General features: G+C 59.4%; 13 protein-coding genes. 6 read left to right on the forward strand and 7 right to left on the reverse strand.

What is annotated here, in order from left to right:
• Positions 1 to 4 precede the first annotated feature (4 nt).
• A complete protein-coding gene (locus A7J50_RS21015; RefSeq protein WP_064453536.1) occupies positions 5 to 1,303 on the forward strand; it encodes a mechanosensitive ion channel family protein in 1,299 nt (432 codons plus the stop codon).
• Positions 1,304 to 1,350: 47 nt separating this feature from the next.
• Here A7J50_RS21015 and A7J50_RS21020 read toward each other — a convergent pair whose 3' ends face one another.
• The 3 genes from A7J50_RS21020 to A7J50_RS21030 form a co-directional block, all read right to left on the reverse strand.
• The gene (locus A7J50_RS21020) at positions 1,351 to 2,217 is read right to left on the reverse strand and encodes a carboxylate/amino acid/amine transporter (RefSeq protein WP_064453537.1); all 867 of its coding nucleotides are present in this window, start codon (positions 2,215 to 2,217) and stop codon (positions 1,351 to 1,353) included.
• Between the two features lie 212 nt (positions 2,218 to 2,429).
• Positions 2,430 to 3,032: an FMN-dependent NADH-azoreductase gene (locus A7J50_RS21025; RefSeq protein ID WP_064453538.1), complete on the reverse strand. Its 603-nt coding sequence runs from the start codon at positions 3,030 to 3,032 to the stop codon at positions 2,430 to 2,432.
• A 151-nt stretch (positions 3,033 to 3,183) separates the two neighbouring features.
• Positions 3,184 to 3,498 (reverse strand): hypothetical protein, encoded by a 315-nt coding sequence (locus A7J50_RS21030; protein WP_064453539.1) that lies wholly within the window; start codon positions 3,496 to 3,498, stop codon positions 3,184 to 3,186.
• Positions 3,499 to 3,547: 49 nt separating this feature from the next.
• On the opposite strand from A7J50_RS21030, the gene A7J50_RS21035 reads away from it, so the two are divergent.
• The 4 genes from A7J50_RS21035 to A7J50_RS21050 all read left to right on the forward strand — a co-directional run bounded on the left by A7J50_RS21035 (position 3,548) and on the right by A7J50_RS21050 (position 7,771).
• Positions 3,548 to 4,471, forward strand: coding sequence for a LysR family transcriptional regulator (locus A7J50_RS21035; protein WP_064453540.1), 924 nt, complete (start codon positions 3,548 to 3,550; stop codon positions 4,469 to 4,471).
• Positions 4,472 to 4,485: 14 nt separating this feature from the next.
• A complete protein-coding gene (locus tag A7J50_RS21040) occupies positions 4,486 to 5,289 on the forward strand; it encodes an alpha/beta fold hydrolase (protein WP_064453541.1) in 804 nt (267 codons plus the stop codon).
• Positions 5,290 to 5,292: 3 nt separating this feature from the next.
• Entirely contained in the window at positions 5,293 to 5,856 is a 564-nt protein-coding gene (locus A7J50_RS21045) for a peptidylprolyl isomerase (RefSeq protein WP_064453542.1), read from the forward strand.
• 82 nt (positions 5,857 to 5,938) lie between these two features.
• Positions 5,939 to 7,771, forward strand: coding sequence for an ABC transporter ATP-binding protein (locus A7J50_RS21050; RefSeq protein WP_064453543.1), 1,833 nt, complete (start codon positions 5,939 to 5,941; stop codon positions 7,769 to 7,771).
• 36 nt (positions 7,772 to 7,807) lie between these two features.
• Here the strand turns inward: A7J50_RS21050 and A7J50_RS21055 are convergent, their stop codons facing one another.
• Entirely contained in the window at positions 7,808 to 8,932 is a 1,125-nt protein-coding gene (locus A7J50_RS21055) for a GNAT family N-acetyltransferase (RefSeq protein ID WP_064453544.1), read from the reverse strand.
• A gap of 284 nt (positions 8,933 to 9,216) precedes the next feature.
• Between A7J50_RS21055 and A7J50_RS21060 the strand changes: the two genes are divergently transcribed.
• Positions 9,217 to 10,539 (forward strand): putative porin, encoded by a 1,323-nt coding sequence (locus A7J50_RS21060; protein WP_064453545.1) that lies wholly within the window; start codon positions 9,217 to 9,219, stop codon positions 10,537 to 10,539.
• A gap of 82 nt (positions 10,540 to 10,621) precedes the next feature.
• Here the strand turns inward: A7J50_RS21060 and A7J50_RS21065 are convergent, their stop codons facing one another.
• The 3 genes from A7J50_RS21065 to A7J50_RS21075 all read right to left on the reverse strand — a co-directional run bounded on the left by A7J50_RS21065 (position 10,622) and on the right by A7J50_RS21075 (position 12,650).
• Positions 10,622 to 10,855 (reverse strand): anti-sigma factor family protein, encoded by a 234-nt coding sequence (locus A7J50_RS21065; protein WP_064453546.1) that lies wholly within the window; start codon positions 10,853 to 10,855, stop codon positions 10,622 to 10,624.
• On the reverse strand, positions 10,849 to 11,463 hold the full coding sequence (locus A7J50_RS21070) for an RNA polymerase sigma factor (RefSeq protein WP_064453547.1): 615 nt from the start codon (positions 11,461 to 11,463) through the stop codon (positions 10,849 to 10,851). The genes A7J50_RS21065 and A7J50_RS21070 overlap by 7 nt, the downstream gene beginning before the upstream one ends.
• 65 nt (positions 11,464 to 11,528) lie before the next feature.
• On the reverse strand, positions 11,529 to 12,650 hold the full coding sequence (locus A7J50_RS21075; RefSeq protein ID WP_064453548.1) for a beta-ketoacyl-ACP synthase III: 1,122 nt from the start codon (positions 12,648 to 12,650) through the stop codon (positions 11,529 to 11,531).
• Positions 12,651 to 12,946: the final 296 nt, after the last annotated feature.

A 12,946-nucleotide genomic window follows, 5' to 3' on the forward strand; every position in this document is an offset into this window, starting at 1 on the left:
ACCCATGGATATCAAACAGTTCTGGCTCAACCTCCAAGACCTTTGGGGCGCCCTCGACCAACACCCGTTGCTGCATTCCGGCCTGGGTCTGCTGGTTTTGCTGGTGGTGGCCCTGCTGCTCGGACGGGTAGCGCGGTACCTCATTCTCCACACCGTCAAATTACTCGGCCGACAGCCGGCGCTGCATTGGCTCAATGACCTGCGGCACAACAAAGTCTTTCATCGCCTGGCGCAGATGACGCCGTCCCTGGTGATTCAGTTCGGCCTTTACCTGGTGCCGGGACTGAGCAAAACCGCCACGTTGTTTATCGGCAATGTGGCGCTGGCGTTCACCATCCTGTTCATGACGCTGGCGGTAAGCGCCCTGCTCAACGCCTTGCTGGATATCTACGCACGCACCGAGCATGCCCGCACCCGCTCGATCAAGGGCTATGTGCAACTGACGAAAATGGTGCTGTTCGTGTTTGCCGCGATCATCATCGTCGCCACCCTGATCGACCGCTCGCCGTTGTTGCTGCTGTCCGGTTTGGGTGCGATGTCGGCGGTGATTTTGTTGGTCTACAAAGACACCCTGCTGTCATTCGTCGCCAGCGTGCAACTGACCAGCAACGACATGCTGCGGGTCGGCGACTGGATCGAAATGCCGCAGGTCGGCGCCGACGGTGACGTGGTGGACATCACCCTGCACACGGTGAAGGTGCAGAACTTCGACAAGACCATCGTCTCCATCCCGACCTGGCGCCTGATGTCCGAGTCGTTCAAGAACTGGCGCGGCATGCAGGCGTCCGGCGGGCGCCGCATCAAGCGCAGCCTGTATATCGACGCCAGCGGCGTGCGGTTCCTGCGCGACGATGAAGAAGCCCGCATGACCCAGGTGCACCTGCTCACTGACTACATCAGCCGCAAGCAGGCCGAACTCAAGGCCTGGAATGAAGCCCAAGGCAACAGCGCGCAACTGTCGGCCAACCGCCGCCGCATGACTAACCTCGGCACTTTCCGCGCGTATGCCCTGGCGTATCTGAAAAGCCACCCGGACATCCAGCCGAACATGACCTGCATGGTGCGCCAGATGCAAACCACCGCCCAAGGCGTGCCGCTGGAAATCTACTGCTTCACCCGCACCACGGCGTGGGCGGATTACGAGCGTATCCAGGGGGATATTTTTGATTATCTGCTGGCGGTGTTGCCGGAGTTCGGCTTGAGCGTGTATCAGCAGCCGAGCGGCAATGATTTACGCGCAGGTGTTTTGCCCGCGGTGTTGGGGGCCAGTCATTTGCCCGCACTCGAACGCAGCGCTGTATAACGCCACCCTTCTCCTGTGGGAGCGGGATTGCCCGCTCACACAGGCGGTCAGCGGTGGATCGCTTCCTTGCGTACACCCAACCGACTGATCCACACCGCCCCCAGAATCACCAAGCCACCCAACGCCAAGCGACCCAGCGGCTCGTGCTGGTTCCAGATCAGCAGGTTCAGCAACAGCCCCACCGGCACATGCAGGTTGTTCATGACCGCCAGGGTGCCACCATTGACCAGGCAAGCGCCCTTGTTCCACCAGTACATACCCAGCGCGGTGCTGACCAACCCGAGAAACACCAGCACGCCCCATTGCAGTGGCGCTTGCGGCAGGAAGTCGGCTTTGCCGAACAGCAGGAATGCCGGCAACACCACGATCAATGCGCCCAGGTAGAAGTAGCCAAACCGCCGATAATGCGGCAAATCACTCGGATAACGCGCCACCAGATGCTTGTACATCACCTGCCCGGCGGCATAGGTGAAGTTGGCCAGTTGCAGCAGCAAGAAGCCGCCAAGGAAGTGCGGGGTGATCTGGTCGAAACGGATCACGGCCGCGCCGCCCACCGCCACCAGTGCAGCGACCAGCGCCCAAGGATTGAAGCGTCGATTGAGGGCATCTTCGATCAGCGTCACGTGCAATGGCGTGAGGATGGTGAACAGCAACACCTCCGGCACCGTGAGCACGCGAAAGCTCAGGTACAGGCACACATAGGTCACGCCGAACTGCAGCGCGCCAATCACCAGCATGCCGCGCATGAACCTGGGTTCTACCGAACGCCAGCGGGTCAGCGGGATAAACACCAACCCGGCCAGCACCACGCGCACCAGCACGGCGAAGTAGCTGTCGACATGACCGGCGAGGTATTCGCCGATCAAGCTGAAGGAAAATGCCTGAATCAGGGTGACAACCAGTAGATAGCCCATGCGCGCCTCGTTTCGAATGGGCGCGACTTTAAGGGTTTTCGGTGTTTGACGGAACTCGGCGCAAAAAAAACCCGACCTCGCTATAGCGGCAGTCGGGTAGGAGCACTCAGGAGCAACAAGTGCAAAGGGAGGTTCGATACGCGTACTTGAAGGGTTTGCGTGAAGCGATATAAACACCCCGCGATTATGTGACGATTAAACGTTTACTCGGCTCATGCCACGAGTTGCGCCAGCAGCGCTTTGGCGTGGTTAATGCCTTTTTCCTGGAAGTCACCGCTCAAGTTCACCCCTTCGGCATGAATGAAAGTGACGTCATGAATCCCGATAAAGGCCATGACCTGGCGCAGGTAAGGTTCCTGGTGATCGGAGCTGGCACCGGTATGGATGCCGCCGCGAGCAGTCAGCACAATGGCGCGCTTGCCGTTCAGCAAACCCTGTGGGCCAGTGGCGGTGTACTTGAAGGTCACACCGGCACGCAACACGTGGTCCAGCCAGGCTTTGAGGGTGCTGGGGATAGCGAAGTTGTACATCGGTGCAGCCATTACCAGCACGTCGGCGGCGAGCAATTCGTCGGTCAATTCGTTGGAGCGGTCCAGGGACGCCTGTTCGATAGTGCTGCGCTGTTCGGCGGGCTTCATCCAGCCGCCGAGCAGGTTGGCATCCAGGTGCGGCACGGGGTTGAGCGCCACGTCACGCACGGTGATCTGATCCGCAGGGTGAGCATCCTGCCATTGGCTGATGAACTCTTGGGTCAGCTGGCGGGAGATCGAATCCTGCTGGCGGGCGCTGCTTTCGATGATCAGAACGTTGGACATGGCTAGGTAGGCTCCATCTGCAAATGCTGTAAGGCGATGGAGAAAAGATTAGCCAGGGCTCATTCGATAAAAAAGCGCAAAAAACTGCTATAACCAATCTATAAATTTGTTTATAAGCGGAGTATTGCCGTGGGCATGCTCCGCTGCTGCTTTATTTTGGAACGCAGGTCAGCTTGATGCGCATTTTGATAATGCTCCGGCTGAAATTGACCGTGGTGTTGGTGCTTTTGCCCGCTTCGACCGTGACTTTACGCGCACGCGGCGCCTCCGGGCCGTTGGTGAAGACCATTTTGCATACCGCGTCGTTGGCCCCGTAGTTGGTCAATCGAATCGAACTGATATTGCTGTCGATGTCGGACGCGCTGTAATCGATCTTCACCCCCTGAATATCTTTGGAAACATCAGTGGTATAGGCAAACGCGGTCAATGGCAGCAGCGCCAGCAGCACACAACAGAATTTTCTCATTCGGCAGTCTCCAATAAGGACTGCCAGCTTAGGACAAGAGGAGCTCATCTTGAAAGCGCCCCGCGTTACCCTCGATCAATGGCGCACGCTGCAGGCCGTGGTCGACCATGGTGGCTTCGCCCAGGCGGCTGAAGCACTGCACCGTTCGCAGTCCTCGGTGAGTTACACCGTGGCGCGCATGCAAGACCAGCTCGGCGTGCCGCTGCTGCGCATCGACGGGCGCAAGGCCGTACTCACTGAAGCCGGTGAAGTGCTGTTACGGCGCTCCCGACAACTGGTGAAAAACGCCAGCCAACTGGAAGACCTCGCCCACCATATGGAACAAGGCTGGGAAGCCGAAGTACGCCTGGTGGTGGATGCCGCCTACCCCAATGCGCGCCTGGTGCGCGCCCTCACCGCCTTTATGCCGCAAAGCCGTGGCTGCCGCGTTCGCCTGCGCGAAGAAGTGCTGTCAGGCGTTGAAGAGCTATTGATGGAGGGCGTGGCCGACCTGGCCATCAGCAGCTTCATCATCCCGGGCTACCTGGGCACGGAATTGAGCGATGTGGAGTTTATTGCCGTGGCCCACCCCGAGCATTCCCTGCATCGCCTGAACCGCGAGTTGAGTTTCCAGGACCTGGAGAGCCAGATGCAGGTGGTGATCCGCGACTCCGGCCGCCAGCAGCCGCGGGATGTCGGCTGGCTCGGCGCCGAACAGCGCTGGACCGTCGGCAGCCTGGCCACCGCCGCCGCCTTCGTCAGCAGCGGTCTGGGCTTTGCGTGGTTGCCCCGGCACATGATTGAACGCGAACTCAACGAAGGCCTGCTCAAGCAGCTACCCTTGGAAAAGGGCGGCAGCCGCAACCCGACGTTCTACCTCTATGCGAACAAGGACAAACCTCTGGGCCCGGCCACGCAGATTCTTGTGGAGTTGCTGCGCACCTTTGACACCGCCCCTCTGGATGCGCCTTTCGCCGCCCCCCAACAAGCCTGAAACGGAGTTCGTGCATGGCCTGGTTCGACCATGAAGGATGCAGCCTGCATTACGAGGAATACGGCCACGGCACCCCGCTGATTCTGATCCATGGCCTGGGTTCCAGCAGCCTGGACTGGGAGCTGCAAATTCCAGTGTTGGCCAGGCATTACCGCCTGATCGTAGTGGATGTACGCGGTCACGGTCGTTCCGACAAACCGCGCGAGCGCTACAGCATCAAAGGCTTCACCGTCGACCTGATCGCCTTGACTGAACACCTGAACCTGCCACCGGCCCATGTGGTGGGCTTGTCCATGGGCGGCATGATTGCCTTCCAGTTGGCCGTGGATGAACCCGGCCTGGTCAAGAGCCTGTGCATCGTCAACAGCGCGCCCGAAGTCAAAGTGCGCAGTGCCGATGACTATTGGCAATGGGCCAAGCGCTGGAGCCTGGCGCGATTGCTTAGCCTGGCGACCATCGGCAAGGCGTTGGGCGACCGATTATTCCCCAAGCCGGACCAACACGACCTGCGTCGCAAGATGGCCGAGCGCTGGGCAAAGAACGACAAACGTGCTTATCTCGCCAGCTTCGACGCAATTGTGGGCTGGGGCGTGCAGGAACAACTTTCCAGAATTACCAGTCCAACCCTGGTCATCAGCGCCGACCACGATTACACCCCCGTGGCGCAGAAAGAAATCTATGTAAAACTGCTGCCCGATGCGCGGCTGGTGGTGATCGAGGATTCCCGCCATGCCACGCCCTTGGATCAACCCGATGTCTTTAACGCTACCTTGCTCGATTTTCTAAAGACAGTCGAAACCACTACCCAGGATCACTGACCCATGCTGAAAAAAATCGCCTTCTTTGCCGGCTCCGTACTGTTCGCGGCCAACCTGATGGCTGCCGAGCCCGCCAAGGCCCAGCACGTACTGATCACCACCACCAATGGCGACATTGAAATCGAACTGGACCCGGTCAAGGCGCCAATCAGCACCAAGAACTTTCTGGCCTACGTCGACAGCGGTTTCTACACCAACACGATCTTCCACCGGGTAATCCCGGGCTTCATGGTCCAGGGCGGCGGGTTCACCGCGCAGATGTCGCAGAAGGAGACCAAAGCGCCCATCAAGAACGAAGCCAGCAACGGCTTGCATAACGTGCGGGGCACTTTGTCCATGGCGCGCACCAATGACCCGAACTCGGCCACCAGCCAGTTCTTCATCAACGTGGCCGACAATGCGTTCCTCGACCCGGGCCGTGACGCCGGTTATGCCGTGTTCGCCAAAGTCGTCAAAGGCATGGACGTGGTAGACGTCATCGTCAACTCGCAGACCACCACCAAGCAGGGCATGCAAAACGTGCCTATCGATCCTGTTGTGATCAAGTCGGCGAAACTCATCGACTGAGGTCTGCAGGTAGTTCCGTGCGGTGCTCACAAGGCACCGCGCGCATTTGAACAGGAGAGCCCGCCAGGCGGGCGTCAACCTAATGCTCTATCGTCGCTTTGAACAACTGATCGATATCTTCCGCGACGCCCCCAGCGCCGCCCCTCCCGACAAAGTCCTGCCCTTCTACCTCTACTACCTGCGCCAGGTGTGGCCAAGCTTTGCCGCCTTGCTGGTGGTGGGCCTGATCGGCGCGCTGATCGAAGTGGCATTGTTCAGCTACCTAAGCCGCATCATCGACTTGGCCCAGGGCACGCCGCCTGCCAACTTCTTCCAGATCCACAGCACCGAGCTGATCTGGATGGCCGTGGTCGCCCTGTTGCTACGCCCGATCTTCAACGGCCTGCATGACTTGCTGGTGCACCAGACCATCAACCCCGGCATGACCAGCCTGATTCGCTGGCAAAACCACAGCTACGTGCTCAAGCAGAGCCTGAATTTCTTCCAGAACGATTTCGCCGGGCGCATCGCCCAGCGCATCATGCAAACCGGCAACTCGTTGCGTGACTCGTCGGTGGCGACGGCGGAAGCCATCTGGCACGTGTCGATCTATGCGATCAGTTCGCTCGTATTGTTTGCCGAGGCCGACTGGCGGCTGATGATCCCGCTGATCAGCTGGATTATTTGTTACAGCGTTGCACTGCGCTACTTCGTGCCCCGCGTGAAGGAACGCTCGGTGATCTCCTCCGAGGCGCGATCCAAGTTGATGGGCCGTATTGTCGATGGCTACACCAACATCACGACCTTGAAGCTGTTCGCCCATACGCAGAATGAGCAGGAATACGCCAAGGAAGCGATCATCGAGCAAACCGAAAAAACCCAACTGGCCGCACGCGTGCTCACCAGCATGGACGTGACGATCGCCATCTTGAACGGCCTGCTGATTGTCACCACCACCGGCCTGGCCTTGTGGCTGTGGACGCAGTCACTGATCTCCGTCGGCGCGATTGCCCTGGCCACCGGCCTGGTGATTCGTATCGTCAACATGTCCGGTTGGATCATGTGGGTGGTCAACGGCATCTTCGAAAACATCGGCATGGTGCAAGACGGTCTTAAAACCATCGCGGCGCCGCTGGCGGTGACCGACCGCGAGAATGCCCCCCGCCTGAACGTGCCGCATGGCGAAGTGCGTTTCGAGCAGGTGGATTTCCACTACGGCAAGAAGAGCGGGATCATTGGTGGCCTGAACCTGAACATCAAGGCCGGGGAAAAAATCGGCTTGATCGGCCCGTCCGGTGCAGGCAAATCGACGCTGGTCAACCTGCTGCTGCGCCTGTACGACCTGCAAGGCGGGCGTATCCTGATCGACGGTCAGAACATCGCCGAAGTCGCCCAGGAAAGCCTGCGCGCACAGATCGGCATGATCACCCAGGACACCTCGCTGCTGCACCGCTCGATCCGTGACAACTTGCTGTACGGCAAGCCGGATGCCACCGACGATGAACTCACCGCCGCCATCCGCAAGGCCCGCGCCGATGAATTCATCCCGCTGCTGTCGGACGCCGAAGGCCGCAACGGCCTGGATGCCCACGTGGGTGAGCGCGGCGTGAAGCTCTCCGGCGGGCAACGCCAGCGCATCGCCATCGCACGGGTACTGCTCAAGGACGCGCCGATTCTGATCATGGATGAAGCCACTTCAGCGCTGGACTCGGAAGTGGAAGCGGCGATCCAGGAAAGCCTGGAGACCCTGATGCAGGGCAAGACGGTGATTGCAATTGCGCACCGGCTGTCGACCATTGCACGGATGGACAGGCTGGTCGTGCTGGAGAAAGGCCAGATCGCCGAGACGGGCAGCCATGCCGAGCTGCTCGCCCATGGTGGGCTGTATGCCAGGTTGTGGCAGCATCAGACTGGCGGGTTTGTCGGCATCGATTAATGCGTTGGGGCTCAGCCAAGCCCCTTCTGCACGAATTCAGCCCTGCCGATAAGGCAGGGCTGCCCTCGCCTCTTCGGCATACGCCAGAATCCCCACGCGCTCGCGCTCCAGAAAATCCTCGACAGCACTCTTCAAACCCGGATGGCGCAGGTAGTGCCATGAGCGCGTAATCACCGGCTCAAACCCGCGAATCAACTTATGCTCGCCCTGGGCGCCGGCGTCGAAGCGTTGCAGGCCTGCGGCGATGGCGTAATCCATACCCTGGTAGAAGCAGGTTTCGAAATGCAGGCGGTCGAACTCCGCCAGGCAGCCCCAATAACGTCCGTAAAAGCTGTCGCCACCGATCAGGCTGAATGCCATGGCCACCGGGCGTGACCCTTGTTTGGCCAGCACCACGCGAATCGCCTCGGGCATACGCTCGGCCAGCAGGCTGAAAAATGCACGGGTCAAGTAGGGCGATTGGCGGCGCACCGCGTAGGTGTTGGCGTAGCAGGCGTAGACAAAATCCCACTGCGCTTCGCTCAGTTCATGGCCTTGCAGCCATTCGAAGTCGATGCCCTGCCCCGCCACTTGCTCGCGTTCTTTGCGCATCTGTTTGCGCTTGCGCGAACTCAAAGCGTCAAGGAAGTCCTGAAAGTCGCGGTAGCCCCGATTTTGCCAATGAAACTGGCAGCCCAAACGTTGCAACCAGCCCGGTTGTTGCGACAACGCATCGTCGGCCAACGGGTCGGTGAAATTGATGTGGGCGCTGGAGAGCCCTTCGATTTCCAGGTAGCCCGGCAGGCTGTTGAGCAGTTCAAAACCGTCCTCGACGTTCCTCGCCAGCAAGCGCGGCCCGCTGACCGGACTGAACGGCACCGCCGTCAGCAACTTGGGGTAGTAATCAATGCCCGCGCGCTCACAGGCATCCGCCCAACCGTGATCGAACACGTATTCGCCGTAGGAATGCCACTTGCGATAACTAGGCAGTGCCGCCACCAGGTGATCGCCCTCCCAATGCAGCAGATGCTCAGGTTGCCAGCCCGATTGCGGGCCGAGGCTGGCGCTGTCTTCCAGGGCACTCAGGAATGCATGCCGCACAAAGGGCTGCGCCTGCGGCACCAGGGCATCCCAAACATGGGGGGCGATTTCGGACAGGTTGTCCAGGCGTTGCAACGGCATCGGCATCCTCACTGTTTGTTGGCGTGAAAGCTTCGCGAGTATCGCCTATCACAGCGCTGGGCACACCTCGAACCACGCCGGACAAACCCAGAAACAATTGGTTCCGTTATTAAATAATTTGTCATCTGCGTGACATCACTTAGCCACTGTCTCGTCATGAGTGATCGCGATACTGACGCCTGTTTTTTAGAGCGCCTGGTTCTAGCAGGCGGCTATTTTCCGTCCGTCATCGGTCGGTTGTGTCCTGGATGGTTTGCCATCCCTCCTCACTTTCGGAGATTGATATGCGTCTTGCTTCCACTAAAACTGCGGCGGTCCTGTGTGGCGGCCTGTTGCTGGCCCTCAGCGTTCCGGTCAGCGCTGCAGTCGACGCTAAATTGCTCGACATGCTCAAGGCCAACGGCCAGATCACCGCTGCGCAGTACACCGAACTGCAAGCGGAATTGGCCAAAGACCAGAAAGAAAAGCAGATCGCACAGCAAGCTCAACAAGAGACCAACGAACAGATCGCGGCCACCGCGAAAAAAACCAACGACCTGAGCGTGTTCGACCAGAAGCTGGCGTGGGCCGCCCGCACCCAACTCAAGGGTGACGTGCGCTTCCGTCAGGAAACCGTGAAGATTCAGGGCGAATCCAACAACGGTGGCCGTGACAAGGACCGCCAGCGCATCCGTGCCCGCCTGGGCGCGTACACCGAAGTCAACTCGCAAGTGGACACCGGCATTCGCATTGCCACCGGCAGCAGCGACGACGCGCGGTCCACCAACCAGGACCAGGACAACTACTTCGACAAGAAGTCGATCTGGCTGGACCTGGGCTACATCGACTATCACCCGGATCAGATCAAGAACCTGCACGTGATCGGCGGCAAGATGCTGCAGCCGTGGGTGAACATGGGCGATGTGATCTGGGACAGCGACATCAACCCGGAAGGCCTGGCCCTTACCTACAAATACCCATTGGGCAGCAGCGCAGAGCTGTTCGGCAGCCTGGGTAACTACAACCTCAAGGACAACGTCGACGGCGACGGCGTGCAATTTCGCCACGACCTGCGCCTGACATCCGGCCAGTTGGGGACGCGTTTCTCGGTCACCGACAACCTGAAAATGACCCTGGGTGGCAGTGTCTACGCCTACCAGAACGACAAGGACAGCCGGTGCACGACGACCACTACGCCTTGCGCACTGGCAGTCAACGGCAACTCGGCCGACAACCAATTCCGCCTGTATGAAGGTTTCGCCCAGGCTGACATCGGCGGCCTGGCAGTGCCCCTGGCGTTCTACGGCCAGTACGTGAAAAACAACGATGCCGTGACCGATCAGGACACCGCGTGGTTGATCGGTGCCAAGTCCAAGGTGTTCGGCTTCAACCTGGACTACAACTACCGTGATATCCAGCGTGACGCCGTGGTTGGCGCCTTCACCGACTCGGACTTTGCCAACGGCACCACCGGTTCGCGCGGTCACAAGATGAAGGTCAGCTACGACATCGACAAGAACTTTGCCCTCGGCGCCACGTACTTCCTGACCAAGGCTGACTACGCCAGCCGCACCCAGCGTGATGCCAACACCAACACCCTGCAGTTGGATGCTGAAGCCAAGTTCTAGAAAAACAGCGTTGAGCGGCAAGTGGCAAGCTTCAAGAAGAGGCGCGCCACTTGCAGCTTGTAGCTTAAAACTTGTAGCCGCTTCACTTCCCTTTCAGGCGTTCGGCCGCCAACTGCTCAGCCAATGCATCAGCATCCTTCACCGGCGCCTCCGGCATGATTTTCAGCGTCGCCTGCATCAGGCGCATCTGGCGGATAAATCGCCGGCAATTAGGGCAGAACATCAAGTGATGACGCACCAGCAGACGCTCACGAAAGGTCAATTGCCCATCGAGATAGTCACTGGACCGCGCCACTTGCTCTTTACAGGTCAACATTCGCCCGTTTCCTCAAAATGCTCCACCGTGGCGAAGACTTTAAGCCGTGCTCGATGCAACAGCACACGAACATTGGAGAGCGAGAGCGTCAGAAGATTACAAATCTCCTCCAACTCCAAACCTTGGCGCTCACGCAGCACCAGCACGCTGCTTTGCAACTCCGACAAACTCAGCAACGTATGCTCCAGGCATTTGCGCAGCTCATCCTCGGTCAGCAGGGCTTCCGGAGTGTCCTGGTGCCAGGCGTAGGGGGCGACAGCCCAGTGCCCATCGTCGGGGACGAAGCGATCGTCACCGATGGTGCCATGGGGTGAGGGCAAATCGTCGAGCAATACTTCCCGTCGATTTTGTTTATAGCGGCCCTTGGCCGAGTTGGCCGTGATGGTCAGCAGCCAGGTCTTGAGGCTGGAGCGCCCTTCGAACTTGGCCAGGTTGCGCACCACCGACAGCCAGGCGTCCTGCACGACTTCGTCGGCGTGACGCTGGCCGACAATCGCATAGGCCACCGCGCGCATGGCGCTCTGGTAGGTCGTGACCAATTCTTTATAGGCCCGCTGCTCGCCTTTGAGCAGCCGTTCAAGCAGGTGCGCGTCGTCCGCTGCCGCCATTGGAACCTCTATTTCAAAGTGCAAACCCAATCAGTGTGGCAAACCCGATGCCACATTGACCACGTTTAGCGCTTGCGCAGGATCACGCTGCCGATCGAATAGCCCGCACCAAACGAACTGAGCACTGCCACGGAGCCTTTGGGCAAGTCATCCTGGTAGGTGTGGAACGCAATCACCGAACCGGCCGAACTGGTGTTGGCGTAGGTGTCGAGAATCACCGGCGCCTCTTCCACCGAGGCTTCACGGCCCAGCAGTTTTTTTACGATCAGGTGGTTCATGCTCAGGTTGGCCTGGTGCAGCCAGAACCGCTTCACGTCGGAGACATTCAACTGGTTTTCTTCAAGGTGCACAGCGATCAGTTCGGCGACCATCGGGCAGACATCTCGGAAGACTTTGCGGCCTTCCTGCACGAACAGTTTGTCTGGCGCGCCGATACCCTCTTCCGCCGTGCGGTTGAGAAAGCCGAAGTTGTTGCGGATGTTGTTGGAGAACTTGGTCAGCAGCTTGGTGCTCACCACGTCGAACTGATGCTCGGAGGTCGCCAGGTCGGCGCGCTCGAGGATCACCGCAGTGGCCGCATCACCAAAGATGAAGTGGCTGTCGCGGTCGCGGAAATTCAGGTGACCGGTGCAGACTTCCGGATTGACCATCAGGATCGCCCGCGCCTGGCCCAGCTGGATGCTGTTGGCGGCGTTCTGGATACCGAAGGTGGCCGAGGAGCAGGCCACGTTCATGTCAAAACCAAACCCCGCGATGCCCAGGGCTTCCTGGACTTCGATGGCGATGGCCGGATAAGCGCGTTGCAGGTTGGAGCAGGCAACGATTACGCCGTCGATGTCGGCAGCCGTCTTGCCGGCGCGCTGAAGGGCTTGCTCGGCAGCACCGATGGCCATCTGGCAGAGTACCGACCACTCATCATTGCTGCGCTCGGGCAGGCGCGGCGCCATGCGCTGCGGGTCGAGGATACCGTCCTTGTCCATGACAAAACGGCTCTTGATGCCGGACGCCTTTTCGATAAAGGCCGCACTGGACTCGGTCAGCGCCTGCACGTCACCGCGCTCGATAGCGGCAGCGTTGTCGCTGTTGAACTGCTGCACGTAGGCGTTGAAAGACTGCACCAGCTCTTCGTTGGAGATGCTGTTGGCCGGGGTGTACAGGCCAGTGCCGCTGATGACGACGTTATGCACGGTCGTTCCTCTAAATCTGTCAGGCAGAAGATATTGGTACCGTCGTACCAAACTTTAAGTCGTTCGATCCCGTCCAGCGGGCATCAAACTGGCAACGCTTTATTCCATCGCGCCGCGGCTGCGCACCAGCCCATTACGACGATCCCGGCATTTATAACCGCGAAGTTTGCCACAACCCTGGGGATTTGGCGCCATTTGCCGGATAAACCCCCGATTCATCTGTAGGAACTGGCTTGCCTGCAATGGCATCGACCCGATATCAATCAGACACGGTGGTGTCAGCATCGCGGGCAAGC

It is taken from the genome of Pseudomonas antarctica (genome assembly GCF_001647715.1).
Classification (GTDB): Bacteria; Pseudomonadota; Gammaproteobacteria; order Pseudomonadales; family Pseudomonadaceae; genus Aquipseudomonas; species Aquipseudomonas antarctica_A.